Raw genomic sequence first — 26,316 nt, 5'->3', positions numbered from 1 at the left:
CTGCATGCCACACACACAACGCCACCGCGCCGCGGCCACGGAGCACTGATCCATGTTCGGCAAACTGAACCTCGAGGCGATTCCGTACCATGAGCCCATCATCATGGGTACGCTGGCCGCCGTCATTCTGGGCGGCGTCGCGCTGCTCGGCGCCGTGACCTACTTCGGCAAATGGAAATACCTGTGGACCGAGTGGATCTGCTCGGTCGACCACAAGCGCATCGGCGTGATGTACATCATCATGGCGCTGGTCATGCTGCTGCGCGGCTTTGCCGACGCCATCATGATGCGCGCGCAGCAGGCGATCGCTGTGGGCGATGCGGCCGGCTACCTGCCTCCACACCACTACGACCAGATCTTCACCGCCCACGGCGTGATCATGATCTTCTTCGTGGCAACGCCGTTCATCCTCGGCTTGATGAACGTCATCGTGCCGCTGCAGATCGGCGCGCGCGACGTAGCCTATCCGTTCGTCAACTCGCTCAGCTTCTGGCTGGCGGCAGCGGGCGCGGTGCTGGTGATGATGTCGATGTTCGTCGGCGACTTTGCCGCCACGGGCTGGGTCGCCTATCCACCGTTGTCCGAGCTGGGATATAGCCCGACGGTGGGGGTGGACTACTACATATGGTCACTACAGATATCGGGCCTGGGAACCACGCTCACCGGGATCAACTTCATCGTCACCATCCTGCGCATGCGTGCCCCGGGCCTGACGCTGATGAAGATGCCGGTGTTCACCTGGACCGCGCTGATCACCAACATCCTGATCGTTGCCGTGTTCCCGGTGCTGACCGCCACGCTCGCGCTGCTCACCGCCGACCGCTACCTGGGCATGCACTTCTTTACCAATGAGCTTGGCGGCAACGCCATGATGTACGTCAACCTGATCTGGGTCTGGGGACACCCGGAGGTCTACATCCTCATCCTGCCGTGCTTCGGAGCCTTCTCGGAGATCATCTCCACGTTCTCCGGCAAGCCGCTGTTCGGCTACAAGTCGATGGTGTACGCCACCTCGTCCATCGGCATCCTGTCGTTCTTCGTCTGGCTGCACCACTTCTTCACGATGGGTTCCGGCGCGAACGTCAATGCCTTCTTCGGGATCATGACAACCATCATCTCGATCCCGACGGGCGTGAAGCTGTTCAACTGGCTGTTCACGATGTATCGCGGCCGCATCCGCTACCACTCGTCCACGCTGTGGACGATCGGCTTCATGGTGACCTTTGCCATCGGCGGCATGACGGGCGTGCTGCTGGCCGTGCCCGGCGCGGACTTCTTGCTGCATAACAGCCTGTTCCTGGTCGCGCACTTCCACAACGTGATCATTGGCGGCGTCATCTTCGGCTGCCTGGCCGCCATGAGCTTCTGGTTCCCCAAGGTGTTCGGCTTCACCCTGAACGAGCGCTGGGGCAAGATCTCGTTCTGGTGCTGGCTGGTGGGCTTCTACCTGGCCTTCATGCCGCTCTACGTGCTCGGCTTCAAGGGCATGACCCGCCGGATGAACCACTACACGCACGCCGACTGGCAGCCCTACCTGATCGTGGCGCTGTGCGGCGCCGTGATCATCGGCGCCGGCATCGTCGCCCTGCTCATCCAGCTGGCCGTGAGCGTGCGCGACCGCAAGCAAAACCCCGACCTCACCGGCGACCCGTGGGATGGCCGCAGCCTGGAGTGGGCCACCGCATCGCCGGCCCCCTTCTACAACTTCGCCCATGTGCCGCACATCACCTCGCTGGAACAGCACTGGGATGACAAGGAGGCGGGGCGCGCCTATGTGCGGCCAGCCCACTACGAGGACATCCATATGCCCAGGAACACCAGCGCGGGCGTGATCGTGTCGGCGTTCGGCCTGGTGCTCTGCTTCGCGCTCGTCTGGCACATGTGGGCAATCGCGGGCCTTGGCCTGCTGGGTGTGATCGGCACCTTCATCGCACGGACCTACAACCGCGACGTGGACTACTACGTCCCGGCGGCCGAAGTCGAACGCATCGAAAACGCGCGCTATGCGCAGCTACGCAAGGCGGCTTGACCCATGAGCTACACAGTCATTCACAACACGCACGAGCACGTCGCACACGACGACGGATCCAAGACCACACTGGGGTTCTGGATCTACCTGATGAGCGACTGCCTGATCTTCGCCGTGCTGTTCGCCACCTTCGGGGTGCTCGCCGGCAATACGGCAGGCGGCCCGAGCGGCCGGGAGCTGTTCGAGCTGCCGTTCGTGCTCGGCGAAACCATGCTGCTGCTGATCAGCAGCTTCACCTTCGGCGTGGCCATGCTGAACATGCAGCCCGGGCGGGAGCGCCAGGTCATCCAATGGCTGGGCATCACGTTCCTCCTTGGCGCGGCCTTCATCGCCATGGAGCTGTATGAGTTTGCCGAGCTGCTGCATGCCGGCGCGGGGCCGGGCGTCAGCGCGTTCCTGTCTGCCTACTTCTCCCTGGTGGGCACCCACGGCCTGCACGTGAGTTGCGGCCTGCTGTGGATCCTGGTCATGATGCACCAGGTCAAGTCCTTCGGCCTGGATGGCGTGACCCGGCGCCGCCTGGCCTGCCTCAGCCTGTTCTGGCACTTCCTGGACCTGATCTGGATCTGCGTGTTCACCTTTGTCTATCTGCGAGAGTTTGTATGAAGACCGCCCATCTCCACACAGGATCCGCGGCACATGCCGCGCACGGCAGCCTGAAAGGCTATGCGATCGGCTTTGTGCTGTCGCTGGTGCTCACCCTCGCGTCGTTCGGCGCGGTGATGGGCGGGTTCGTGCCCAAGGGCATGGGCCTTGCCGCCATCGTGGTGCTTTGCGTTGCGCAGCTGGTGGTGCAGCTGGTGTTTTTCCTGCACATCGGGACGTCCGCGGACCAGCGCATGAACACGGCAATCTTCGTGTGCACCGGGGTGCTGATCGCCATCATCGTGGCAGGCTCGCTGTGGGTCATGCATAACGCGAACGTCAACATGATGCCGATGGATATGTCGCCGGAACGCGCGCGTCTGCGCGACTAGCACCACGGCCGCCAAGGGCACCATGGCGTGGCCGCCCCCTCGGCGGGGGCCGGCCACGCGCCGCCGTCAGGCGGCGTGCTTGCGAATGACTAGATAGAATGACTAGAAAAGCAGGCTGCCGGCGGCCGCCGTGCGGCTGGCCGCGGGCCAGTGGCGGATGTTCTGAAACCGCGTGGTCCGGTCGCCAAGCATGCTGGCGCCCCCTTCCCAATAGACCCAGCTCCGGCCCCTTCTGAGACGGTCCAGGTAGGCGTCTTCAAACCCGGCCGGCAAGCGATTGGCCATGGACGCCAGCGCGCTTTCGTCAGCGCCGAACTCACCGGCAAGCCTGAATTTCCCGCCAGACAGGCCATCCGCGATTCTCAGGTCCAGGTAAGGCACGAACAGGCCGATGCGGCGCAGCGCCGCCGGCATCGCACAGCCCCATGCGTGGACGGCAGCACGCAACGCACCGAGCGCGAGCAGGAACGCCCGCTCATTCCTGGCCGTCAGCACACGCCCACTAAGCACGCCATCCATCAGTTCCTTGCCCGCGGCGGTGAAAGCCGGCGGTGCAAGCGAGACACCTTCGGGATGCCCCTGGCCGAGAAGCGCAAGGCAAGCCGCGAGGCCGCTTGCGCTTTGCTCGCCCATGCTCAAAGCCGGACAACGCGGATCGGATTCGGAAAGCAGAACCAGCACATCGGCAGCGTGGCGTGGCGACGCCAGCACGATGCGGTCATAGGCGAGACCGGCGTCTCGCATGCACAGTTCAAGCGCGGTGCAGGCCGGACATCCGGCCAATACAAATAACTGGTACTTCATGGCTGCGGCGGTTTCCCCTGGCGTCGACAATGACGCGCGTCCAGGGGATGTTGCCGCACCGCAACAATGCAGAACAGGAGCAGAAGTACGCTATTTGGAGCAGAGCAGAGTCGAATTCCGCCGGGGCGTTAGCCTGGCACCCGCAGCGCCGCATTCAGCTGGTCAACCACTTCCGCCCAGTCAGCATCTTCCAGGATTTCCTCCCGCAGCAACGTGGCCTGCGCGGGCGTCCAGAACGGGGCGTCCGCAAGCACGACATCGGGGGCCAGGGGAGAATGCGCGGCCAGGAATTCACGGATCGCCTGATCGTCGGCGGGCAGGCCGAGTTGCGCAAACAACTCGGAAAAATGGTGGAAGGAATTGTCCACGGCGAGCGTACCTCCTTTGGTGAAGACACATCACTGCATCAATGTTCGACCCTGCGCGCTGAAACCGCCTCAGCCCCGCGCTATCCGCTTGGCCATGCTCCAGCGATGCACCTCGGAGGGACCATCGTAGATCCGGAAGGCGCGCATGTCGCGGAAGATGCGCGCAACAATGGTTTCGTCCGTCACCCCGCTGCCACCAAGCACCTGCACGGAACGATCCACCACCCGCCACAACGCCTCCGAGCAGTACACCTTGGCCAGGCTAGACTCGTCGCGCCCCTTCTCGCCCTGGTCCAGCACCCAGGCGCAGTGCCAGATGGTCAGGCGCGCGGTGTGCATATCCATTTCGTTGTCGGCCAGCATGAACCCCACGCCCTCATGCTCCACCAGGGTCCGGCCAAACGCAAGGCGCTGCCGCGCATAGTTGACCGCAATGTCATGCGCGCGCCGGGCCGCCCCGAGCCAGCGCATGCAGTGCGTCAGCCGCGCCGGGGCCAGGCGCAGCTGCGCGTAGCGGAATCCTTCCCCAAGCTTGCCGAGCACGTCGCGCTCGGGAACGCGCAGGCCATCGAAGCGCACCACGGCATGCCCACCCGTGAAGCACGTATCGAGCGCGTCCATCTGCCGCTCGATCTCGACACCGGCCTGGTTCATGTCAGCGAGGAACATGGTGGCGGTGCCGTCTTCCATCCGTGCCATGATGATGGCGAAGGTGGCGCCGGTGGCGCCCGTGATAAACCACTTCCTGCCCGTGATCACGAAATGATCCCCATCGCGCACCGCCGTGGTTTGCAGCATCGACGGATCGGCCCCCGCGCCTGGCGCCGGCTCGGTCATGCAAAAGCACGAGCGCGTGTGCCCAAGGATCAGGGGATGTAGCCAGCGCGCCTTCTGCTCCGGCGTGGCGACCAGCTCCATCAGGTGGATATTGCCTTCGTCCGGCGCATGGATATTCATCGCGATCGGCCCCAGCGGCGAGTAGCCCGCCTCTTCAAAGACAATGGCCTTGTCCCGGTGCGAAAGCCCGAGGCCTCCGGCCTGCGTGCTGGCGTGGGGTGTCAGCAAGCCCACCGCCCTTGCCTTGTCCACCAGGTCCGCGCGCAGATCCTCGGTGGGGCCGTGCGCCGTTTGCCGCGGATCGCGCTCCATCGGCATGACCTGGTCCGCAATGAACTGGCGGGTGCGCTCCTGCAGCTCCCGTTGAACGGGCGTCAAACTGAAGTCCATCATCTTGCTTTGCCTCGCCTTGCTTCGTTTTCTGATTGGGCCATTGCAGCCATGCAGAATAAATTGTAGGCGAGGCAGGCGTCCCGGCGCGAGGCGTGTGGATGTGCAGGCGTGGCTATCCCTGCGCGGCTAGCACGCGACGTGGCAGACGCCAAGTTGCTGGGCCATCAGCACGAGATCGGCAAACGTGCGCGCCTTCATCTTGCGCATGGCCTGCCCGCGGTGGATCTTTACCGTCACCTCGCTAATGCCGATGCGGCTGGCAATCTGCTTGTTCATCAGCCCGGATGCGGCCAGTGCCATCACCTCCGACTCGCGCGGCGTCAGTGTCTCGAAACTGCTGCGAAGCCCCTGGGCCCTGCGCATTCCCTCGCGTCGCCGGCGGTCTTTCTCGAGCGCCGCCGAGACCGCATCGAGCAGGTCCTGATCGCGAAACGGCTTGGCCATGAAGTCTTCCGCGCCAGCCTTCATCGCTGCCACGGTCATGGCAATATCGCCATAGCCTGTCATGAAGATGATCGGGACACAGATGCCCAGTTGCCCCAGGTGCGCCTGCAGGTCCAGTCCACTCTGGCCGCGCAGCCTGACGTCGAGCACCAGGCAGCAAGGTGCCTCTGGCAACCGGTATTCAAGCAATTCCGCAGCCGAGCCGAACAGCGCGGCACGCATGCCGACCGAGCGAAACAGGTTGCCCAGCGCACCGCGCAGCAGCGCGTCGTCGTCGACGACCAGCACCAACCCTTCGTCCGGGGTAATCGTTTCGACAGGCTCCAGGCTTTGAATTGTCACGGTCAGTTTCTCCAGTCAGCTTCAAAGGCACCAGCAAGAACGCGGACAACGTCAATCGTTGTGTCGGGCTGCGCGGGGCTGTGTCGCCGTGTGGCTTCCCCGCGGGCACTGTACGCTTTTGCCTTGCCGGCATATTGTCAATTTGTGCCGGCTTTTGTCTACTGTGGCTGATTAGCGCGCACCTCACATTCCAAGTTGAACAGCGATCACTTTAAGAGAGGTCACGGCTGTGGTTGCGGCACAGGCAAGGCAAAGGAAAAGGCCGCGCCAGGGCCTGCCGGATGCTGGCCGCTTTGCGCCGCGGAGCGCACGGGAGACTCGGCCCATATGGACCCACCATGCGCTTCGACGATCGATCGGCAGATCGACAGGCCCATGCCCAGCCCTTGCTCGCGCGTGGTGTAGAAAGCCTCGAACAGCTTGTCCAGCTTTCCCGCCTCGATACCCGGGCCGGTATCCTCCACGCGCAACAGTACCTGGCCCTCGGCTGGCGCCGCCGTGGTGACACGAAGGTGACGGCGCCCCGGGCGGCGGCATGACATTGCCTGGATGGCATTGACAAGCAGGTTGATGATCACCTGCTGCAACTGGATGCGGTCGCCGAGCACTTGCGGCAGCCCGGCCACGCAGTCCTGGGCAATGACGATGGCGTGAGCCTCGGCCTGGTGCTTCACCATGGCTACGGTCTCGGCCGCAAGGTCGCTCAGCTGCAACGGCAAGCGACGAGACTCCCCCTTGCGCGCGAGCGCCCGGATGCGCCGGATCACCTCGCTTGCGCGCAGTCCTTCCGCGATCATGTTCTCCACCGCATGACGCGCTTCATCGAGATTGGGTTCAGGACGGTTGATCCAGCGCAGGCACGCGCCGCCATAGGTGACGATACCGGTCAGCGGCTGATTGACCTCGTGTGCGATCGATGCCGCCAGCTCGCCAAGCGTGGTGACACGGGAGACGTGCGCCAGTTCGGCTTGTGCCCGCTGGCGCTCCTGGTTCTGGCGCAGCAACTCGGCATACAGCCTGGCATTCTCCAGCGAGATGGCCGCCTGGGAGGCCAGCATGGCCAGCAGGTTGATTCGCCGGCCGGTGAACAACGCATCCGCCAGATTATTCTCCAGGTAAAGCACGCCGATCAGCTCGGCCTGCTTTGCCAACGCCAGGCAGGCCACCGAGCGCACGCTGCGCGCCCGGACGTCCGGATCCTGCCCGAACTTCGCATGCGTCCTGGCATTGTCGAGGACAAAATCCGCGCGGGTCGTGAGCGCCGCGTCGACGATGGCACGGGGATAGGGCACGGCACCGGCCGGATCCAGGTCGACCACGATGCCGGATCGCTCGGTGCGGGCTTGCGCGGCCAAGCGCAGTGCACCGTCCTGCCGGAGAAACAGCAGCGCCCGCTGCGCGGCCGCCTGCTGAAGGGTGGTTGTCAGCAGCGTGTTGATCAGGCGGTCGAGCTGTATCTCGCCGGCCAGCGTCTGCGTCGCCCTGATGGCGGTGTCGAGGTCCAGCTGGGAGGCTGGGCCGATGTAAGTAGCGGGCTGAAGGGCCGCCACGCCGGCTTGTTCGATGGCCGCGCGGCCCGTGTCCAGATCCGTGCCGTCATGGGCGCGAGCGCGCGCCTCCAGCTTGCGCACCTGGCCGTCGGCGCCCCAGTTGCCATAGGCATCGCGTGCCTTGCGCAGGTAAGCCATTGCCGGCGCCGCCAGGCCCTGTTCGAAACAGCAGCGCGCGCAAAGATCGTAGGCCAGGGCCTCGTCATGAACCTGGTCCCGCTCTCTCGCCTGGCGGGCCGCTTGTTCGTACTGCCGCATGGCCTGCAAGGGCTCCCGCGCCATGCGCAAGGCTTCGGCCGACAGGATGCCCGCGCGCGCGCCGAAGTTGGCGGGATTCTCCCGTGCCCAGGCGCTCAGCTGGTCGTGATGGCGCCTGAAGGCCGCCGCGTGCGCGCTGCCAGGCGCGTGGCCAGATGTGTGGCCGGTTGTGTGGCCCGGGAACACCGGCGCCCAGGCCAGCGTGAGCGCCGCGAAAAAATGATAGTCCGCGATCTCCAGGAAATACGGGGCGGTCCAAAGCAGCGGCTCCGCCTTGCCCGCCGCGTCCAGCGCCCCCCGATAGTCGTCCGCGGCGAAGCAGGCCTGCAGCTTGCGAATCCAGTAGCAGCAGGCGGCGACGGCGAGGCGGGGGTCGGCCTGCAGTCTTGCCTCGGCTTCCGGCAGCCCCGGCTCGCTGGCGTCCAGCGCCATCCAGCCCGCGGCCCTGCCCCGCAGCACCGCAACATACCTGGCCTGCGCGCTCAGGATGTCGACGACCCGCCCCAGGCCCAGCGAGCGGGCGAAAGCCAAGCCAGCCTCGATCTTCGCCTCCACGTCGGCCAGCGGCTCCGCGCAAGCCAGCAGATGGGTCACCAGCTGGTTGCGGCTGTAGGCAGCGAAATTGAAATCCCCCGTCTGCCGGCCCTCTTCGAAACTGCGCTCGATCAGTTCGCGCCCACCGCGGATGGGCTGGGTCCACGGCAGCAGCAACGCGCCAAAGCACATATGGACCTTGGCGCGAAAGCGGCCCATGCCCTCCTGCGCGACCAGCGCCAGGCCGGCCTGGCCCAGGCGATAACCCAGCCCGTAGTCGCCACGGCGTGGCCCGATCGTCATGCCAAGGTGAACGTAGGCAATGCAGGAGGCTTCGTCGTTGCCATGCTCCAGGCTGATGAGCACCATCCAGAGCGGTATCAGGTCGCGCAGGTTCCGGTCCATGAACGACGCGGGCGACATCACCTCGGCCAAGACGCTGAGCGTGGCGCGCCACACCGGGCTATGCATGCGCGGCAAGCTGGCCAGCGACTCGACCGGCCGATCGCCCAGCAATGCAAGCAAGCGCTGGTACTCCTCCTCCACCTGCCCCCGCGCGCCGGGCCGGAAGTCCAGGCCCATCGTGCGGATGAACCCCAGCCCCAGCTGGACGGCGTGGTCGGACTGGTCAAGCGCCGTATGCACCGCCACTTGCAGCCGCGTGACCGCCGCCAGGTCATAGGGTGTCCGCGTCCTGGCGCTCAGGTCCAGCAAACTGGCCGCGGCAGCGCCGAGCCGGCCACCAACGAATTCGCACTCGGCGCGCCCCATCGCCAACGCCAGCGCCAATGCGTGATGGGTCTCCCATGCCCCGTCTGGCAGCCATCGCTCGCCGGCGGAAAAATAGGCACTGGCGCGGTCGTAGGCGGTTGTCTTCATCGCGCGAAGTGCGGCCTCCAGGCTCAGTTGGGCAACCTGGAGCCGCTCGCCGCCATCGAGGTGGATGCCGACTGCCCGGTTGAACTGATCAACCGCGCAGAAGACGCCGCCGTCGCGGCTGCCTTCGCCGATGTCACCGCCGATGTCACCGCTGTTGTCACCGCTGTTGTCACCGCTGTTGTCACCGCTGTTGTCACCGTGCTCCACCCGCTGCGCCAGCCGGCGGCCAAGCCGCAGGTGCAAGGCCGGGCGATCAGCTGCCGGGATCAAGGCATAGGCCGCCTCCTGGACCCGTTCGTGGGCGAAGTGATAGCAGGCGTCGCCGACCACGATGTAGCCCCCGGCCACGGCTTCGGCCAACAGGCCGCCAAGGCGTGCCTCGCTGACACCCAGCGCCTGAGCCGCTGTTGCCGCCGGCACCGTGCTGCCCAGGCAAGACAGGGCCGTCAGCAAGGCGCCTGTTTCTGGCGGTAGTCGCTGCAGGCCCTCGGCAAGCAAACCCGGCGCATCGCCCGGGATATCCGGCGAGTCAGGCAATGGAGCGCTCGCGACCAGATCCAGGCTGCCCTGGTTGCGCCACGCCGCAAGGCACCGCCGCAGTTCGCTGGCAAGCGCGCTCGCGCTGGGGTAGCGTTCCTCGGGCGCCTTGGCCAGCAACCGCATCACCATGGCCGACAACACTGGCGCAACGGCGTCGTTGCGCTCGCACGGCGCCACCGGCAGTCTTGCGAAATGGCTGTGCACCCAGCCGACCGGCTCGCTGGCTTCGAGCGGCAGGACACCCGTAAGCATCTGATACAGGATCACGCCCAGCGCGTAGAGGTCCGCCCGTGCGTCGACCGCCGACTCTCCCCTGGCGGCCTGCTCGGGCGCCATGTAGGCCAGGGTTCCCGCCAGCATCTGGGGTTCCGCGGCTGGCAAAGTGCCGGACGATGCGACGGTGGCGATACCGAACCCGGTAATCCAGGCCCGTTCCCGGTTCGGTGCGACAAGGAGATGCGCAGGCTTGATGTCCCGGTGGACGATGCCGGATTCGTGCATGGCCGCGATCGCGGCGGACACGGCGATTGCGATTTCCAGGAAGGCATCCAGCGGGAACGGCTGGCCAAGCATCTGGGCCAGCGGCAAGCCTCCCTCGTCGGCCGCGAGCAGGGCCGGCCTGCGGTCATAGCGGATCAATGCCACCGGGACCGCTGCCCAATCGGATCGCAGCAGGTCCCGCAAGGTGTATTCGTGCTCGAGGCGTCGCCGTACGCCAGCCGCGCTGGCAGCCGGGCCGGCGAGCGAAAGCAGCACGGGCGAGCATCCGGCGGCGGTCCCGCGAAGCAGCGCGATCTCACCGTCCAGCAAATACTCGAGCTTGTAGCTGCGCAACGAATTCATCGGACCTGGGACCGCATCATGAAAGCTGGGAATCTCAGAGTATATTGCGCCAAGGAGGGGCAATCCGCTGTAGAGGAGGCGTGCGCCGGTGTCGGCGTCTCATACTTTGGTGTTACCCCCGGCCACGTCAGGCCTTGCCCGCGCGGACCAGGCCTGGCCTGAAAGCACGGTGGGGACGGCGCGGCCGGACCGCCCTCCCCTGCGCGCCCGGGGGGAATCCCTGACCGATGCCGACAATACCACCGTATGATTCCACTGAGTGCGACAGCGCGATATCCTCGTAGCAAGCGATGGGGGCCTCCGACCGCTTCGTCACCGCTCATGACAAAAGGAGGAACATCGTGTGATAGCTACCCCGGTGATCGCCATCGTCGACGACGATGCTGCTGTCCGACAAGCCCTGGGAAGCCTGCTCCGCTCCTTCAACATGAGCGTCGAGCTTTATGCGAGCGGGAACGATCTGCTTCAGTCAAACACCATCGATGCCATTTCCTGCCTGGTCGCCGACGTGCAGATGCCCGCGATGAACGGCTTCGCGCTTTGCGAACACCTCCGCGCACGCGGGTTTTCCACGCCAGTGATTTTCATGACGGCCTTCCCCGAGGAGCGCTACCGGCAACGCGCCGAGGCGATCGGCGCTGTCTGTTTTCTCAGCAAACCGTTCATGGAAGCTGACATCATCCGTTGCATCGGGAACGTGCTGGCGCGAAGCGCGAATTCCGGGCCGCAGCCAGGGGACTGAAGACGATGTCCGAAAGCGTGATGCCCCTGGGACTCGGCATGCGCCACGAGCGGCTTGCCCTGGGCCTGAGCGGCTTCTTTGCCGCCGCCTCCATCCGGGCTGCCGACACGCTGCTGCCGGCCTTGTCTCGCGATTTTGGGATCTCCGCGGGAAAGACCGGTGTGGCGGTGACAAGCTTCATGCTTGCCTACGCCGCATTCCAGCTGATCTACGGGCCCCTGGCCGAGCGCTACGGCAAGCTGCGTGTCATCGCGGCTGCCTTGCTGGCCTGCGCCGTTGCCAATTTCAGCCAGTCGCTGGCGCCTGGCTTCGAATGGCTGGTGGTGCTGCGCGCCATGGCCGGCGCCGCAGCCGCGGGCGTCATCCCGATCTGCCTGGCGCGCCTCGGCGACACCGAACCACTGGTCTCGCGGCAGAGCCTGCTCGCGCGCTATTCAGTGGCCACGATCTGCGGACTGATGACCGGCCAATGGGTATCCGGGCTCGTCGCCGATGCGCTGGGCTGGCGTGCCGCCTTCGCGCTGCTGGCGGCCGGCTTCGCCTGCGTGGCCGCGATCCTGGCCAACCTGGCACGCCGCGATGAAACGGCCGGCTATTGGCAGCGCGGGGCACCCGGCCCGCGGCCGGGGCCGGGGCCAGCAACCCTGCTGAAATCCGCATGGGTGCGCCGGGTACTCGGCATGACCTTGCTGCTGGGCTTGCTCTGCCCGAGCGTGTTCGCCTTTGTGCCGACCTACCTCAAGCTCCGCTTTGCCTTGTCCCTGGCAGCGGCCGGCGCCATCACGTCGATGCACGGCATAGGCGGGCTGCTGTACGCCGGCTTCGCGCCGGCGCTGATTCGCAGGATGGGACGGCAGCGCCTGGCCAGGCTGGCGGCCGCGCTGCTTGGCGTGGGGATGGCCTGCATTGCGCTTGGGCAACACTGGCTCTGGATCGCCGCGGGGTGCCTGTGCGCGGGCTGTGGCTACTACATCGTCCTGAATGCAATGCAAACCGCCGCCACGCAGATGGCGCCTTCGCAACGCGCGAACGCCGTCGCCCTGTTTGCGTTCTGCCTGTTCGCCGGCCAGGGCCTTGGCGTGCTGCTGGCCGCGCGCCTGGTGGACACGGCCGGCATTCCGGCCTTGTTCGCCATCAGCGGCGTGCTCGTGATCCTGCTGATCCTGGCGCTGTCCAGGCAACTGCTGCCGCGCCTGGACGCCACCCCGCCCTGATCCGGCGCAGGTGTGGTCAGCTGCCGTCCGGTGCTGCCAGGTGGCGCACGACGGGCGGCGCGGCACCGCGGTGAAAACCATGCACGCGCGTCTGGATCAGTTTGTCGTTCATGGTGTGGCGCTCGTGCTGGCGCAGATGCTCCAGCCACGACTCCACCAGGAAGGTCTCGATAAAGCGTCCGGGCGCGGCCAGGTCCTCGTAGGCACCCCAGGACAGCGCACCGCTGCGACGACGAATCCGGCGCATCTCCTGCACGGCCTTGGCGAACGCTGCCGTATCCTCGCGCGCAACCTCGTACTCCACGCAGATCATCACCGGCCCACGGTCGTGGGCCACGTCCAGTGCACCCGGGTGCAGAAAACCTGAAGGCGCCAGGTCCAGTTCCGGCGAGATGCCCAGTCGCCACCGCAGTGCAGTGGCGCATGCAAGGACCAGCCCCGCTGCCGCCAGCACCAGGGCGACGGGAATGCCCAGCAGCGCGGCGGCTTTGCCCCATAGCGCGCTCCCCGCAGTCATGGCGCCGAAGAACACGGTCAGGTAAGCCGCCAGCGCGCGTGCCTTGACCCAGCCCGCGGCGCTGCGCTGGGCGGCCACATTGAGTGTGGACAGTACCGCGATCCAAGCCAGCCCGGCAAACAGCAGTGCGGCTGCCAGCAGCCAGAAATGCCGCACATAGGCCAGCGCGAGCAAGCTCAGCGCGAACAGCAGGCTTGCCAGCACCACCATGCGATCGGCGGAGACCCGGCCGCGCAGCTTGGGGAGCACAAGGGCGCCACCGACGGCGCCCAGGCCGATGCTGGCCAGCAGCAAGCCATATCCGCCCGGACCGAGGCCCAGTTCCCGCCTGGCCACCAGCGGAAGCAGCGCCCAGCCGGCACTGCCGAAGAGAAAGAACGCGACCGCCCTGACCAGCACGACGCGCAGCAGCGGCGCGGCCTCCACGTACCGCAGGCCGGCACGCACGGCCGAAAAGAAATGCTCGGACGGCAGGTTCCGCCGGGCGGGCTCGGCCTTCCACCGATACAGCACCAGCGTCACGCCCAGCACCGACAGCGCGTTGAGCAGAAAGACCACCGCGGGCCCGGAGAACGACAGGATCAAGCCGCCCAGCGCAGGGCCGATCGCACGGCTGATATTGATCCCCAGGGAGTTCAGCGCAATGGCCGGCGGCAAGTCCGCCTTGTCGACCAGATCCGGCACGATGGCCTGGAACGGCGGCGAGCTCATCGCCGCGCCGGTACTCAGCAAAAACGCAGCAAGCAGCAGCACATGGGCGTTGACCAGGCCGGTAAGCGCAAGCACACCCAGCGTGGTCGCCACGACCAGCGTCCAAAGCTGCGCGAAGATCAGGTACTTGCGCCGGTCGACGATATCGGCCAGCACCCCGGACGGCAGGGCGAACAGGAACATCGGCAGGCTGCCCGCTGCCTGCACCAGGGCGACCATCAGGGGATCGGGATCGAGCGAGGTCATCAGCCAGCTGGCACCCACGTCGTTCATCCAGGTGCCCACATTGGACGCCACCGTGGCGATCCATAGCATCCGGAAAGTGCGGTGCCGCAGCGGGCTCCACGGCGAGCCGGCTGCACCGGCGCTGCCGCGCTCGGCGGCAGGCGTGCCGGCAGTGCCGGCTTGAGAGTCATTCATGGCTTGGTCGCAAGTTGCTCAGGCACTGACGGTGGTAATGCCAACAGTGGCACAGCCGCATTGTGTGGAGCACAGCGGGCGCCGTCTACCCATACCAAGGGACAATTGTTTTGTGCCTCGGCACCGGCTAGCATCGGCGCCGACGCATTGGCCTTGCGCCCAGCGCGTCAGGCGTGAACCCTGCGGCGCCAGTTGCCGGGAGAGACGCCGACCGCTTGCGAGAACACGCGGGTGAAATGGCTTTGATCGGAGAAGCCACAAGCCACGGCCACTTCCGCCAGGGAGAGTCCTGATTCGCGCAGGAGCCCGCGGGCGCGCTCCAGGCGCTGGGCCGCCAGCCACTGATAGGGTGTCTGGCCAGTCGTATCCCGGAAGGCACGGGTGAAATGGCTACGCGACAGGTTGCAGGCGTCGGCGACGTCCGCAATGGACAGATCGCCATCGATCTTGGCGATCAGCATTTCCTTGGCCATCGCCACGCTGCGTTGCGACAGCAACCGGTTTGTCTTGGGCGTCGCGACGGATCCATTCCCATAGTGCTCGACGAGATAGGTCCCGATGGTGAAGCCCAGCTGATCGACGAACAGCTTGCTGGCCATCCCGGGGTGGCTCAGCGCCGGCGCCGCCGCCTGGGCGAGATGCGCCAGTACCTGGTCTTGCTCTCCCGCCGCGCTGCGCAGCCCCAGGATGCGCGAGCGGCCTAGTTCCGCGCTGGTGCGCTCGATAAAGGTGCGGGAAATCTCCAGCAGGATGAAATCGAAATAACCATAAAAATCGGCTTTATAGTCTTCAAAGAAATTCCGGATATAGATGGAGTTCCTTTCAAATTCGTGGGTACTCGCGCGGCGCTCATGAAACACCCGGCGGCGATGTCCCGTGCACAGCGAAACCCCGACCAGAAAGCCACGATTCGACGCCGAAGTGATAACCTGGCTCGCCTTCTCGCCTGGCGAGCTTTTGCGGAAAAACTGGATCTCGCTGCCGGCGAGCTTCTGATCCTTGGAGAGCTTTTCCGCGGCGCACCCGAATGCGTCAATCGATACAGGGGCTGCGAGCGAGATGGAGGCATTGGCGTTGACGGACATGATCTCACACGGGAATAAACCACCACCATGAAAACCCACGCCGCGGCAGCCGCGGCTGACCAAGAATAGCAGAGCTTGCATGCAGCTCGCGTGAAACCTTGGATGGTACAGGTCGAGTGACGCAAGCGCCTGTTGCCTGCTGAAAACCAAGGGCGCGCGATGCCTTCTGTATAATTCAAACTCTTTCAGGCAATTCTCCCATATCAAGCGGCGTGCCAATCACGCGGCATCGCCAATAGTCCGACGGACTATAGAGCACACGCCGGCAAGATCGCCCCTGGCGCTCCGATCGACTCCCATCTCGATCGCCGCGCGGCCGCCCAACATCCTGATCGTCGCCCGCCGGTCATCGACCGTCTGACGAGCCATGGCAATCCACGCGAACCTGCGCGATTGCCGGCCCGGCAAGCCGATCAGTAAGGATCTATCTCTTTCTATGAGCAAACTCCCCAGGCTCGCGCTGAGCCTTGTGCTGGTTGCGCTATTGCACCTGATCCCCACAGCGCTTCCGGCCGCGGCAGCCGCCGACACCACCGCGAATGCGGATGCTCCCGCCACCAGGCCGCCATCGCGCGCGGATGCCGTTGCCGAGCTGAAACGGCTCCAGACCGAGCAGGACCGCATCAAGCAACTGGCATCGTCGCCCACCAGCGGCACGCAGCTCGAAGGGCTGGATGACGCCATCCACCAGTTGGCAGGCGACGTCGACAAGCTGAGCGCGGCGCTCACGCCCCAGCGTGCGCAGTTGCAGGCACAGCTCGACGTGCTCGGGCCGCCACCCGCCGCCGGCACCACACCGGAGGCCGCTGCAGTCGCACAGCAGAGGGCAGACCTGAACGCGCGCAAGGCGCAACTGGACAGCGGACTGAAGCAAGCGGCCGAGGTCAAGGGCAATGTCACCAACCTGACCGAGCAGATCGCCAAGCTGCAGCGCAGCCGCTTGAAGAACCAGCTCGCGCTGCGCTCGGCCAGCATTCTCAGCATGGCATTCTGGGAGCCGTTGTTCGCGCCAAGCCCGGAGGACCAGCAGCGGTTGAACGCGTTCATGGGGCAAGTTACCCCGTTGTGGGACCTGGCCTGGCAGCCCGGGCGGCAGGCAATCACCGCCCTGCTTCTGCTGCTTGCGATCGGCGCCTGGACCATCGGCCGGCGGCTGATCGAGCGGGCGCTGGCATGGTTCTGTCTGACCCGTTTGCCCGAGAGCCGGCTGCGGCGCAGCGCACTCGCGCTTGCAACGGCACTCGCGACGGTTGCGGCAACCGCCATCGCGGTACAGATTGTGTGTTTTGCTTTCGCCCCGCACTACGAATTGCCAGCTCAGGTGCAGGACCTGATCAGCGAACTCGGCAAGCTGACGCTGACAAGCGCGCTGATCGCGGGCCTGGGACGGGCATTGCTGTGCACGCGCCATCCCTCATGGCGCGTGCCTGCGCTCGCCGACAAGGTCGCGCTGGCGATGCGTCCGTTCCCTAGTGTCCTCGCGGGCCTGCTGCTGATCGCCGGCACACTCGAGCAACTCAACCGGACCGCGGACACAAGCCTGCAGGTGACCTTGCTAGGCCGCGGCCTGGTGTCGCTTGTGGTGGTGCTGACAATCGGCGCGGCGCTGCTGCGCGCCAACCGCGTGCGCACGAAGCTCGCCGCTGCGGGCGAGCGGCCTGAATCGCGCTCCACCTTTGCCGGCCTGATCCACGCTGGCGTAACGGTGACGGTCGTCGCCTCGCTGATGGCGCTGCTGATCGGCTACATCACGTTCGCGCGCTTCCTGACCTACGAGCTTGTCTGGATCGACATCGTCCTGTGCAGCCTGTACCTGTTGACGCAACTGACCCGCGACGTCTGCGAAAGCGTGTTCAGCGCGCACCATCCAAGCGGCAAGGTCATCAAGCAGTTATTTGGACTCGGGGACAGCCATCTCGCGCAGGCGTCGACGGTGCTCTCGGGGATCGGCACCAGCCTGCTGCTCCTGGTGGCCGTCATCGCGCTGCTGACCGGCGGCTTCGGCACCACGCCGAGCGACCTGCTCAACAGCCTGCTGACGATGCTAGGCGGCGAGCGGCTGCGCAGCCTCAACATCATGCCCGACCGCATCCTGAACGCTGTCATCGCGCTCTCGGTCGGCACCTACCTGCTGCGCTCGGTGCGGCGCTGGCTGGACGCGGAACTCTTGCCGAAGGTCTGCATGGAAGCGGGCCTGCGCGCATCGCTCATCACGCTGTTCAGCAACATCGGCTATGTGCTGATCGTATTGCTGACGCTGTCGCTGCTGGGCGTCAGGTGGGAAAACCTGGCCTGGATCGTCAGCGCGCTGTCCGTGGGTATTGGCTTCGGCCTGCAGGAGATCGTCAAGAACTTCGTGTCGGGGCTCATCCTGCTGACCGAGCGCCCGGTGAAGGTCGGCGACATGGTGAGCATCGGCGGCGTGGAGGGCGACATCAAGCGCATCAACGTGCGCGCGACGGAGATCCTGCTGGGCGACCGCTCGACCGTGATCGTGCCCAACTCGCAGTTGATCTCGCAGAACCTGCGCAACGTGACGATGAGCAACAGCACGCAAGGCGTCGCGACGCTGCTGCTCACCTTCCCGTTGAACATCGATCCTGAACAGGTGCGCGAACTGCTGCTCGACTCCTATCGGGAAAATGAAGCGATTCTCGACAAGCCCGCGCCATCCGTCACGTTCAGCCAGCTGGCGCCGAACGGGATCACGCTAAGCGTGACGGGCTACGTAGGCAGCCCGCGGATCGCCACCGCGACCAAGAGCGACCTGCTGTTCGAGATACTGAAGCGGCTGCGCGCGGCCGATATCTCGCTGTCGGTCCCGCAGACCTTGCGGGTGGAGAATATGGCCGCGCTTGGCGCGTAACGCGTCCGGCCCCTTACGGAGTCACCAGCGCCACCGAGTCCTGCACGCCATGCGCACGCCTGGCGCCCATGGCTTGCTGCACCACATCGCCGATCATGTCCGCAGTGACCGCCGACAGCGTCCATCCCAGGTGGCCGTGGCCGGTGTTGTAGAACACGCAGGACGCACGGCCCCGGCCCACGCGCGGCAGCATGGTAGGCATCATCGGCCGCAGGCCGGCCCAGGGCACCACGCTGCGCGTGCTGACACCGGGGAAGCACTGGTTGACCCACTCCACCAGCGGACGGATGCGGTCGGCGCGGATGTCGCGGTTGTAGCCATTGAACTCCGCCGTGCCCGCCACGCGGAAGCGGTCAACGCCCAGGCGGCTGGTGACCAGCTTGGTCTCGTCGTCGAGCAGGCTCACGACGGGCGCGGCCGCCTGGCTTTGCGCGTCGTTCAGGTTGACGGTGATCGAATAGCCCTTGACCGGATAGATGTTGACGCGATCGCCAAGGCTGGCCGCCAGCGCCCGGCTGGCGGTGCCGGCACAGACGACCACGCCGTCGAACACGCGCGATTCGGCCTGCTGGCCGTCGCTGCTGACGATGGTGACCTGCCGGCCGTCAGTGCTGACCGACTGGACATCCTGGCTGTACAGGCAACGCACGCCCAGGCGGTCGATAGCCGCGGCCATGCCGCTGGTGAACTTGTGGATGTCGCCAGTAGAGTCGCTCTGGGTGAAATAGCCACCGTAGTACTGCCCGGCCAGGGTCGGCTCGATGGCGCGCATTTCTTCCGGCGTGACCGCGTGGCGCTCCAGCCCGCCCTCGGCCAGCAGCTTCGATACCCTGCCTGCATGCTCGAAACCCGCCTTGTCGCGATAGATATGGAGGATGCCTTCCTTCTTCAGGTCGAAATCGATGCCTTCGGCCGCCGCCCAGGAGAACAGGTGGTCACGCGCGGCAATCGCCAGGCGCGTGGTCTCGATGGTGTTCTTGCGGTAATGGGGAATGGCGGCGATGAACTCGGCGAACCAGGACAGCTTGTGCCAGCTCGGGCGCGGGTTGACCAGCAGCGGCGCATCGCTCTTGAGCATCCACTTGATGCCCTTGAGGATGGTGGACCAGTGTGTCCAGACTTCGGCGTTGGAAGCGGAAAGCTGGCCGCCGTTGGCGAACGAGGTTTCCATGGCGGCATAGCGGTGTTTTTCGAGCAGGGTGACCGAGAAACCGCGTTTGGCGAGCGCGTAGGCAGTGGTCACGCCGGTGATGCCACCACCGATAACGGCAATTGATTTCATCTCTATGGTTCCAGGACGTCGGATGGGAGCCTCTTGCGCAGCATGCGCAAAAGACGCCCCCTCTGTCCTTGACCTGAGAGATTCACGATACGCCACTTTGGGGGTGGCGGGGATCGCTTGCTCCTTCGGTACCGCCGGCTGACGAGCGCCGGGGTTCTTCAGAGTTCAAACGTGATACCGGTCCTTTTGCCTGAGAGTTTCCGGGGCGGTTGCTCCTTCGGCGCTGCCCGGCGCTTGGCCAGGCAGTCTCTCCCGATATCAACTTTGCATGATGCCGCCAGGTAATACCAGATGGCATGGCTCGGAACTTTAGCACTAGTCTGACTGCCTGGGGAATTTCCCTGCGGGTTCAGGCCGAGAATATCAGCGGGCCGGAACCGGGGCGATCGACGCGTGCGGCGTGGCGGTGCGCTGCGCGGCCTTGTGCACCATGGTGTAGGCGTAGTCCACGCCCATGCCGTAGGCGCCCGAGTGTTCCTTGACCAGCTGCATCACGGCGTCATAGCTGTCGCGGTGCGCCCAGTCGCGCTGCCATTCGAGCAGCACCTGCTGCCAGGTCACCGGCACCACGCCGGCCTGCACCATGCGCTGCATGGCGTAGTCGTGCGCTTCCTTGCTGGTGCCGCCGGAAGCGTCGGCCACCATGTAGATCTCGTAGTCGCTGTCGTGCATCGCCGACAGCGCGAAGGTGGTGTTGCAGACCTCGGTCCACAACCCGGCCACGATGATCTTCTTGCGGCCGTTGGCGGCCAGCGCGTCGCGCACCTTCTGGTCATCCCACGAGTTCATCGAGGTGCGTTCCAGCGTCTGCTGGCCGGGGAATACGTCAAGCAGTTCGGGGTAGGTATAGCCGGAGAAAGACTCGCTCTCCACCGTGGTGATGGTGGTCGGAATATTGAAGATCCTGGCCGCCTTGGCCAGGCCCACCGCGTTGTTCTTCATCGCCTGGCGGTCCATCGACTGCACGCCGAAGGCCATCTGCGGCTGGTGGTCGATGAAGATCAGCTGGCTGTTTTGCGGGGTCAGGACTTCGAGCTTGGCGTTGGTCATGATTTCTCTCCTTGGCTATTTGGCTATCTGGTTGAATTATTTAGAACGTCGTCTTTGGCGTCGATCCGTCCATGAGTTGAACTTTATGGCAGCGCCGGCTGACGATGTGATGAGTTAGTCGGATAACTTGTTCAATTTTATTGATTGATATTTAATGGGAGTAGGAAGCAGCCAAACGGTGGGGTGGCCGCGTTGGCTTTCGCGACACCCAAGTAGTAATCTTCAATACTGGCTGCCGCATAGGGAACAAAGGCAAAATGCCCGACTGCTCGATGGCGGCTTGAATTGCGATGGGGCAATACGGTCAGCCAACGATATGACTTGAGGAGCCGGGCCAATGGGAAGCACCAACGCAGTTGCGGTGGCGGCAGTCGCCTTCGTGGGCAGCCACTTTCTCTTGTCCCGTCCGCTGCGCAGGGGTTTGGTCCGCGCACTTGGCGAAGCCGGGTTCCAGGGCGTTTATTCGCTGATTGCAGTCTTGACGCTCGGCTGGCTGATCCTGGCATACCGAAAGGCGCCCCTGACGGCACCACTATGGCCGGTAGGAAACGGCCTCTGGGCGGCTGTGACCACGGTCATGCTGATCGCGTCGGTCCTCCTGATGGGTTCGCTGATCCGCAACCCGGCGCTTCCCACCGGCGGTCGGCCCGGCGCGTTCCCGGAAGCAGCGCGCGGCGTGTTCGCGGTGACGCGCCACCCAATGATGTGGTCGTTCGCACTTTGGGGGCTGTGCCACATCGCGGTGTTTCCGGTGGCCAAGAACATCATGATCGCAGCGGCTATGGTCATCCTCGCGCTCGTCGGCGCCGCGCTGCAGGACCGGAAAAAGGAGCAGCTCCAGCCCGATCTCTGGCCCGCATGGGAGTCCAAGACGAGTTATCTGCCGTTCGCGGCGATTGCCGCTGGCCGTGCGCGGCTCGGCGGGTTCGGCTTGCACGCGCTTTTGGGCGGCCTCGTCGTCTGGCTCGCAGCAACCTGGGCACATATCCCGCTCGCCGGTTGGGCCGCGGGCATCTGGCGCTGGCTGTAGCTGTAGCTGTAGCTGTAGCCGCAGCGTCAGGCGTCCAGATACACCCGCATCAGCGCCTCGAACCACTCCACGAACACCGCCAGCCCTCGCGAAGACCGCTATCGGGCCGCCCCGGGGCTACGCGCGTCGTCAAAGTTGTGAAGGCTTAAGCTTTTGCCTCGGAATCCGGAGGGAGAGGGCGGCGCGGGGAGGAAGCGAATGGGGCATGATCCCCCTCCGCTCCGCCCCGCGCTCTCTTTTTACTGCAGCTCGATCTTCGCGATCGCTGCCAGCCGTTTCCAGCGCGCTATCTCGTCCTTCTGGTAGTCGCGAAGTTCTGCCGGCGTGGACAGGATCAGCGAGGTGGACTGGCGCTGGTAATACTCCTTGACGTCGTCGGCGGCGCCGGCCTGGGCAAACAGTTCGCCAAGGCGTTGTGCAATGGGCGCAGGTGTCTTGGCGGAGACCGCCGCCGCCACCCAGTTGTAGGCCAGGAAGTCCGGCACGCCGGCTTCGGCCGCGCTCGGCACGCCCGGCAGTAGCGGCGAACGCTGGGGCGCGGTGTAAGCCAGCGCGCGCACCTTGCCGCCCTTGACCAGCTCAATCGCGCCGCTGGCATCCACCACGGCGAAGTCCACGTTGGCGGCCATCACGCCGTTGATCGCGTCGCCCGCGCCCTTGTAGGGCACGGCAGTGGTCTTCATGCGGCTTTGCTCGTTCAGCCATTCGCTGTACAGCGTGTACGACACCGAGCCGGTGCCGTAGTTGAGCGCGCCGGGCCGCTTGCGCGCGTCCTCCACCAGCGCCTTGAGCGTGTGGTACGGCGAGCTGGCGGGCACGATGATCAGGCATGGCCCACGCGAGAGCAGCGTGATAGGCGTGAAGTCGGTCAGCGGATCGTAAGGCAGCTTGCGAAAGGTGGCGGCATTGGTGGACAACGTGGAGTTGCTGCCGATAAACACCGTGTAGCCGTCGGCCGGCGCGCTGAGCAGCGTCTGCACGCCGATAAAGCCGTTGCCACCCGGCTTGTTCTCCACCACCACGCCCTGCCCCGTCAGCTCGCCGATCTTCTTGGCGAACATGCGGGCGGTCATGTCGGTACCGCTGCCGGACGGGAACGGCACGATAAAGCGGATCGGCCGGGTGGGAAATGCCAGCGGCTGCGCCAGCGCGGCGAACGGCGCGCCTGCCAGGCTCGCTGTAAGGACGGTCCCTGCCAGGACAGCGAAGCGGCGCCGGGAACAGTTCACGGTTCGGGTCATGTTGTCTCCTTGGTCTTGCGCCTGGCAGTGGGTTCCGCCAGTGCGGGTGCGTCAGTGATTCCGTGGTTCGCTTTGCCGGCGCGCTAACGCTTGAGGCCAAGCAGATCCCGCGCGATAACCCATCGGTGCACTTCGGACGGGCCTTCGTAGATGCGCATCAACCGCGTCTCGTTGGCCATCTGCTGCAACGGCATTTCCTTGGTCATGCCCATCGCGCCAAAGGCCTGCATGGCGTGGTCGATCACGTCCCAGGCCATCTCGGTGGCGAATACCTTGATCATCGAGACCTGGGTACGCGCCTCGTCGCCGGCGTCAATGCGCGCCGCGGCCTCGTATGTCATCAGGCGACAGGCGTGGATGCGGGTGGCGGCATCGGCCACCCACCACTGGATTGCCTGCCGGTCCGCCAGCGCGGCGCCGAAGGTGCGGCGCTGCGGCGCGTACTCGCACAGCATGTCAAGCGCGCGCTGGGCGCGGCCAATGCACCAGGCCGCCATCTGCACGCGCCGGCTGGACAGCCGTGCCTGCATCGGCGCGAAGCCCTGGCCTTCCACGCCCAGCAGCTGCGTGTGCGCGACGCGGCAGTCCTCCAGCACCACCTCGTAGGTGGAGGCGCCGCCGATCATGGGGATGCGCCGTTCTACCTTGAAGCCGGGCGTGCCACGGTCGACCAGAAAGGCGGAGATGCCGCCGCGGGCGCCGCGCGCCTTGTCGGTCACGGCCATCACGATGGTCCAGTCGGCGCGGGCAGCGCGGCTGATCCAGATCTTGCGGCCGTTGAGCACCCAGTCGTCGGCGTCGCGTTCGGCGCGGGTGGTCATCATGGCCGGGTCGCCGCCGGCGCCGGGCTCGGAAATAGCGATGGCGGAGATGGTCTCGCCGCGCGCGTACGGTTCCAGGTAGCGCGCACGCTGGGCCGCGTCGGCGGTCTTGAGCAGCATGCGCAGGTTCGGCGAATCGGGCGGCAGGTCGTAGGGTGTGACGGTCTTGCCTAGTTCCTCGTTGACGCCGACCATGGCCACCACTGGCAGGTCGGCACCGCCCATCTCGGCCGGCGCATCCAGGCCCCACAGGCCCAGCTCACGCGAGAGTGCGTCCAGCTTGTCCTGCTCCTGCGCCAGCAGCGTGAGCTGGCCGCCCTCTGCCTCGCGGGCCAGCACGCCCGCTTCAAGCGGGATCAACTGCTCGCGCACAAAGCGCGCCACCAGATCCTTGAGCATCTGGTGCTCTTCTTCCAGTGCGAAGTTCATGCAATGTCTCCTTTATTGTTTGCGTCCCGCTTCAGGCGGCGTTCCGGCCGCCCGTCACCCGGGCGATGTCTTCAGGGGCTAGCCCGGCTTCGCGCAACACTTCATCGGTGTGCTCGCCCAGCGTGGGCGCGTGGCGGCGCAACGACAGCGGTGTGGCGGAGAAGCGCGTCGTGGGCCGCATTTCGCGCAACGGGCCCTCGGTGGGATGCTCGGTCTGCTGGAACAGCCCGACCGCCTCCAGGTGGGGATGCGCCAGCAATTCGTCCGGCGCATAGATCGGCGTGGCGGGGATATCCAGCGTCTCGAACAGCGCCATCCACGCCTTTGTGGTCCGGGTCGGCGTGATTTCCGCGAGGTGCTGGTACAGCGCGCGGATATGGGCGTTGCGCTGCGCGCGGCTGGCGATGTTGTACTTGTCACCCAGGTCATCGCGGCCCACGGCGTGGAAAAAGGCTTTCCAGTGGCGGTCCGTGTACGGTAGTGCGCAGATCCAGCCGTCCGCAGTCTGCGCCGGCCGCCGCCCTCCCTGCAGCAGGCGCGCATAGCCGGCCGCGCCAGTGGCGGGCTCGAAGGTCAACCCCGCCAGGTGCTCGGCCATCACGAAGCTGGCCATGGTTTCCAGCATCGGTACCTCCACCGCTTGCCCGCTGCCGTGGCGCTCGCGGTGCAGCAGCGCGGCCATCACCGCGTTGGCCAGCGCCATCCCGGTGGTCTTGTCGGCAATCAGGCTAGGCACGTACTCGGGCCGGCTGCCGGCGACGCAGCCCAGCGACACCAGCCCGCAAGCGGCCTGGATGATGTCGTCGAAGGCCGGTTTGTCACGGTGCGGGCCGTCCTGGCCAAAGCCGGTGGCCACGCAGTAGACGATGCGCGGGTTCAACGCTGCCACCGCAGCGTAGCCAAAGCCCAGCCGCTCGATGGCGGCCACGCGCATATTGTGGATCAGCACATCGGCGCCGGCGATCAGGCGGCGCAGCGCCGCAGCGCCTGCAGGCGTCTTCAGGTCCAGCACCACCGAGCGCTTGTTGCGGTTGAGCGCCAGGTAGATCGAACTCATGCCGGCGTTGCGCGATACGCCGTTGGCGCGCATGAGGTCGCCTTCCGGCCCTTCGACCTTGATGACGTCCGCGCCCAGGTCGGCCAGAGATTGCGTGGCCAGAGGGCCCAGCACCACCGAAGTCAGGTCGAGTACGCGAATTCCCTCGAGCGGGCCGGCGCAGACGGGTTTCTCATGTTGCATACGGCCCCCTCAGCGGCGCTGGAACACGGGCGCGCGGCGCTCGGCCATCGCCGCCACGCCTTCGCGGAAATCCGCGGTGGCGAACTGCACGCGCTGGATGGCCAGTTCACGCTGGTTGGCCTCCACGATGCGGTCGGCCAGCCCCAGGCGCAGCGTCTCACGTGTGCTTTCCACGGCCAGTGGCGCCGAGGCCGCGATATCGTGCGCGAGCGCCAGCGCGCGGGCACGCACCTCGGCCTGCGCCACCAGTTCGTCGGCCAGCCCGATGCGCACCGCTTCTTCGCCGTCGAGGCGCCTGCCCGTATACAACAGCAGCGCGGCCTGCTGCTCGCCGACCAGGCGTGGCAGCGTCACGCTCATCCCAAAGCCGGGATGGAAGCCGAGCCTGTTGAAGCTGGCGCTAAAGCGCGCTTCGCGGCATGTGATGCGAAAGTCCGCCACCAGCGCCAGTCCCAGCCCCGCGCCGATCGCGGCGCCCGCAACCGCGGCCACGATGGGCTTGCGGTTGCGGTACAGCTTCATGGCCTGTGCGTAGAAGGCCGATGGGTCGCGCGAGACACTGCCCTGGTCGGTGCCGCTGAAATCGGCCCCGGCGCAGAAGGCGCCTACGCCGGAAGACAGCACGATGGCGCGACAGCTGTCGTCCTCGTCGAGTTGCAGCAACGCTTCGGCCAGCCGGCGCATGACATCGGCGTCGACAAAGTTATGGGGCGGGCGGGAGATCTCGATCTGCGCAACATGCTGGTCGCGTGTCAGGACGATTTCGGGGGTGGATGCCGAGGTCATGGCGAAGGGCTCCGGGAAGTGGAAAGGCACCCAGTATTCGCCGATGCGGATTCCCGCGCTACACTACAATTTCGAATACCGAAA

At 65.7% G+C, this 26,316-nt stretch carries 20 protein-coding genes and 1 riboswitch; of the genes, 7 read left to right on the top strand and 13 right to left on the bottom strand.

The annotated features are described in order from the left end of the window. Window positions 1-52 precede the first annotated feature (52 nt). The 3 genes from cyoB to cyoD are packed head-to-tail and all read left to right on the top strand — an operon-like array spanning window position 53 to window position 3,006. Window positions 53-2,029: a cytochrome o ubiquinol oxidase subunit I gene (gene cyoB, locus AC1Q7Q_RS10320; protein WP_174425386.1), complete on the top strand. Its 1,977-nt coding sequence runs from the start codon at window positions 53-55 to the stop codon at window positions 2,027-2,029. Window positions 2,030-2,032: 3 nt separating this feature from the next. Next, complete coding sequence (gene cyoC, locus AC1Q7Q_RS10315) at window positions 2,033-2,635, top strand: cytochrome o ubiquinol oxidase subunit III (RefSeq protein WP_043354234.1); 603 nt, start codon at window positions 2,033-2,035, stop codon at window positions 2,633-2,635. Next, window positions 2,632-3,006 carry a cytochrome o ubiquinol oxidase subunit IV gene (gene cyoD, locus AC1Q7Q_RS10310; RefSeq protein WP_492374511.1) on the top strand — a complete coding sequence of 125 codons (375 nt, stop codon included), beginning with the start codon at window positions 2,632-2,634 and terminating at the stop codon, window positions 3,004-3,006. The genes cyoC and cyoD overlap by 4 nt, the downstream gene beginning before the upstream one ends. Before the next feature lie 102 nt (window positions 3,007-3,108). Here cyoD and AC1Q7Q_RS10305 read toward each other — a convergent pair whose 3' ends face one another. The 5 genes from AC1Q7Q_RS10305 to AC1Q7Q_RS10285 form a co-directional block, all read right to left on the bottom strand. Further along, window positions 3,109-3,750, bottom strand: coding sequence for a hypothetical protein (locus AC1Q7Q_RS10305; protein ID WP_492375757.1), 642 nt, complete (start codon window positions 3,748-3,750; stop codon window positions 3,109-3,111). 188 nt (window positions 3,751-3,938) lie between these two features. After that, window positions 3,939-4,178 (bottom strand): DUF2789 domain-containing protein, encoded by a 240-nt coding sequence (locus AC1Q7Q_RS10300; RefSeq protein WP_492375736.1) that lies wholly within the window; start codon window positions 4,176-4,178, stop codon window positions 3,939-3,941. Window positions 4,179-4,247: 69 nt separating this feature from the next. Beyond that, window positions 4,248-5,405 carry an acyl-CoA dehydrogenase family protein gene (locus AC1Q7Q_RS10295; protein ID WP_492375756.1) on the bottom strand — a complete coding sequence of 386 codons (1,158 nt, stop codon included), beginning with the start codon at window positions 5,403-5,405 and terminating at the stop codon, window positions 4,248-4,250. Window positions 5,406-5,534: 129 nt separating this feature from the next. Then, window positions 5,535-6,194 carry a response regulator transcription factor gene (locus tag AC1Q7Q_RS10290; protein ID WP_492375737.1) on the bottom strand — a complete coding sequence of 220 codons (660 nt, stop codon included), beginning with the start codon at window positions 6,192-6,194 and terminating at the stop codon, window positions 5,535-5,537. A 221-nt stretch (window positions 6,195-6,415) separates the two neighbouring features. After that, window positions 6,416-10,798, bottom strand: a complete 4,383-nt coding sequence (locus AC1Q7Q_RS10285; RefSeq protein WP_492375738.1) for an ATP-binding protein — start codon at window positions 10,796-10,798, stop codon at window positions 6,416-6,418. Between the two features lie 343 nt (window positions 10,799-11,141). On the opposite strand from AC1Q7Q_RS10285, the gene AC1Q7Q_RS10280 reads away from it, so the two are divergent. Beyond that, entirely contained in the window at window positions 11,142-11,540 is a 399-nt protein-coding gene (locus AC1Q7Q_RS10280) for a response regulator transcription factor (protein WP_492375739.1), read from the top strand. A gap of 5 nt (window positions 11,541-11,545) precedes the next feature. After that, window positions 11,546-12,754: an MFS transporter gene (locus tag AC1Q7Q_RS10275; protein WP_492387156.1), complete on the top strand. Its 1,209-nt coding sequence runs from the start codon at window positions 11,546-11,548 to the stop codon at window positions 12,752-12,754. A gap of 16 nt (window positions 12,755-12,770) precedes the next feature. Here the strand turns inward: AC1Q7Q_RS10275 and AC1Q7Q_RS10270 are convergent, their stop codons facing one another. Together AC1Q7Q_RS10270 and AC1Q7Q_RS10265 are read right to left on the bottom strand one after the other, a co-directional pair. Next, window positions 12,771-14,402 carry an MFS transporter gene (locus AC1Q7Q_RS10270; protein ID WP_492375741.1) on the bottom strand — a complete coding sequence of 544 codons (1,632 nt, stop codon included), beginning with the start codon at window positions 14,400-14,402 and terminating at the stop codon, window positions 12,771-12,773. Window positions 14,403-14,569: 167 nt separating this feature from the next. After that, window positions 14,570-15,568: a helix-turn-helix domain-containing protein gene (locus tag AC1Q7Q_RS10265; RefSeq protein ID WP_492375742.1), complete on the bottom strand. Its 999-nt coding sequence runs from the start codon at window positions 15,566-15,568 to the stop codon at window positions 14,570-14,572. Between the two features lie 355 nt (window positions 15,569-15,923). Between AC1Q7Q_RS10265 and AC1Q7Q_RS10260 the strand changes: the two genes are divergently transcribed. Next, window positions 15,924-18,353, top strand: a complete 2,430-nt coding sequence (locus tag AC1Q7Q_RS10260) for a DUF3772 domain-containing protein (RefSeq protein ID WP_492375743.1) — start codon at window positions 15,924-15,926, stop codon at window positions 18,351-18,353. A 13-nt stretch (window positions 18,354-18,366) separates the two neighbouring features. Here AC1Q7Q_RS10260 and AC1Q7Q_RS10255 read toward each other — a convergent pair whose 3' ends face one another. Further along, on the bottom strand, window positions 18,367-19,635 hold the full coding sequence (locus AC1Q7Q_RS10255; RefSeq protein ID WP_492375744.1) for a D-amino acid dehydrogenase: 1,269 nt from the start codon (window positions 19,633-19,635) through the stop codon (window positions 18,367-18,369). Window positions 19,636-19,803: 168 nt separating this feature from the next. Further along, window positions 19,804-19,900: riboswitch (glycine riboswitch) on the bottom strand. Between the two features lie 98 nt (window positions 19,901-19,998). Beyond that, window positions 19,999-20,685 (bottom strand): hydrolase, encoded by a 687-nt coding sequence (locus AC1Q7Q_RS10250; RefSeq protein WP_492375745.1) that lies wholly within the window; start codon window positions 20,683-20,685, stop codon window positions 19,999-20,001. Between the two features lie 337 nt (window positions 20,686-21,022). Between AC1Q7Q_RS10250 and AC1Q7Q_RS10245 the strand changes: the two genes are divergently transcribed. Next, complete coding sequence (locus AC1Q7Q_RS10245; protein ID WP_492375746.1) at window positions 21,023-21,715, top strand: NnrU family protein; 693 nt, start codon at window positions 21,023-21,025, stop codon at window positions 21,713-21,715. 239 nt (window positions 21,716-21,954) lie between these two features. Here the strand turns inward: AC1Q7Q_RS10245 and AC1Q7Q_RS10240 are convergent, their stop codons facing one another. The 4 genes from AC1Q7Q_RS10240 to AC1Q7Q_RS10225 all read right to left on the bottom strand — a co-directional run bounded on the left by AC1Q7Q_RS10240 (window position 21,955) and on the right by AC1Q7Q_RS10225 (window position 26,232). Beyond that, window positions 21,955-22,956 carry a Bug family tripartite tricarboxylate transporter substrate binding protein gene (locus AC1Q7Q_RS10240; RefSeq protein ID WP_492375747.1) on the bottom strand — a complete coding sequence of 334 codons (1,002 nt, stop codon included), beginning with the start codon at window positions 22,954-22,956 and terminating at the stop codon, window positions 21,955-21,957. Window positions 22,957-23,039: 83 nt separating this feature from the next. Next, on the bottom strand, window positions 23,040-24,206 hold the full coding sequence (locus AC1Q7Q_RS10235; protein ID WP_492375748.1) for an acyl-CoA dehydrogenase family protein: 1,167 nt from the start codon (window positions 24,204-24,206) through the stop codon (window positions 23,040-23,042). Between the two features lie 31 nt (window positions 24,207-24,237). Then, window positions 24,238-25,446, bottom strand: a complete 1,209-nt coding sequence (locus tag AC1Q7Q_RS10230) for a CaiB/BaiF CoA transferase family protein (protein ID WP_492375749.1) — start codon at window positions 25,444-25,446, stop codon at window positions 24,238-24,240. A 9-nt stretch (window positions 25,447-25,455) separates the two neighbouring features. Beyond that, entirely contained in the window at window positions 25,456-26,232 is a 777-nt protein-coding gene (locus AC1Q7Q_RS10225) for an enoyl-CoA hydratase/isomerase family protein (RefSeq protein ID WP_492375750.1), read from the bottom strand. Between the last annotated feature and the right edge of the window lie 84 nt (window positions 26,233-26,316).

The sequence above is a fragment of the Cupriavidus sp. GW823-FHT07A04 genome (assembly GCF_058794615.1).
Note: the sequence above shows the minus strand (reverse complement) of the source record. Positions and strands in the feature narration are given on the sequence as shown.

Bases quoted from the DNA above. Each gene is read 5' to 3' on its own strand.
- cyoC (WP_043354234.1), top strand. From the start codon at position 2,033: ATGAGCTACACAGTCATTCACAACACGCACGAGCACGTCGCACACGAC.
- AC1Q7Q_RS10265 (WP_492375742.1), bottom strand. From the start codon at position 15,568: ATGCAAGCTCTGCTATTCTTGGTCAGCCGCGGCTGCCGCGGCGTGGGT.
- AC1Q7Q_RS10250 (WP_492375745.1), bottom strand. From the start codon at position 20,685: ATGACCAACGCCAAGCTCGAAGTCCTGACCCCGCAAAACAGCCAGCTG.
- AC1Q7Q_RS10285 (WP_492375738.1), bottom strand. From the start codon at position 10,798: ATGAATTCGTTGCGCAGCTACAAGCTCGAGTATTTGCTGGACGGTGAG.
- AC1Q7Q_RS10270 (WP_492375741.1), bottom strand. From the start codon at position 14,402: ATGAATGACTCTCAAGCCGGCACTGCCGGCACGCCTGCCGCCGAGCGC.
- AC1Q7Q_RS10230 (WP_492375749.1), bottom strand. From the start codon at position 25,446: ATGCAACATGAGAAACCCGTCTGCGCCGGCCCGCTCGAGGGAATTCGC.
- AC1Q7Q_RS10275 (WP_492387156.1), top strand. From the start codon at position 11,546: ATGTCCGAAAGCGTGATGCCCCTGGGACTCGGCATGCGCCACGAGCGG.
- AC1Q7Q_RS10235 (WP_492375748.1), bottom strand. From the start codon at position 24,206: ATGAACTTCGCACTGGAAGAAGAGCACCAGATGCTCAAGGATCTGGTG.
- AC1Q7Q_RS10305 (WP_492375757.1), bottom strand. From the start codon at position 3,750: ATGCGAGACGCCGGTCTCGCCTATGACCGCATCGTGCTGGCGTCGCCA.
- cyoB (WP_174425386.1), top strand. From the start codon at position 53: ATGTTCGGCAAACTGAACCTCGAGGCGATTCCGTACCATGAGCCCATC.
- AC1Q7Q_RS10255 (WP_492375744.1), bottom strand. From the start codon at position 19,635: ATGAAATCAATTGCCGTTATCGGTGGTGGCATCACCGGCGTGACCACT.
- AC1Q7Q_RS10260 (WP_492375743.1), top strand. From the start codon at position 15,924: ATGAGCAAACTCCCCAGGCTCGCGCTGAGCCTTGTGCTGGTTGCGCTA.
- AC1Q7Q_RS10225 (WP_492375750.1), bottom strand. From the start codon at position 26,232: ATGACCTCGGCATCCACCCCCGAAATCGTCCTGACACGCGACCAGCAT.
- AC1Q7Q_RS10240 (WP_492375747.1), bottom strand. From the start codon at position 22,956: ATGACCCGAACCGTGAACTGTTCCCGGCGCCGCTTCGCTGTCCTGGCA.
- AC1Q7Q_RS10295 (WP_492375756.1), bottom strand. From the start codon at position 5,405: ATGGACTTCAGTTTGACGCCCGTTCAACGGGAGCTGCAGGAGCGCACC.
- cyoD (WP_492374511.1), top strand. From the start codon at position 2,632: ATGAAGACCGCCCATCTCCACACAGGATCCGCGGCACATGCCGCGCAC.
- AC1Q7Q_RS10245 (WP_492375746.1), top strand. From the start codon at position 21,023: ATGGGAAGCACCAACGCAGTTGCGGTGGCGGCAGTCGCCTTCGTGGGC.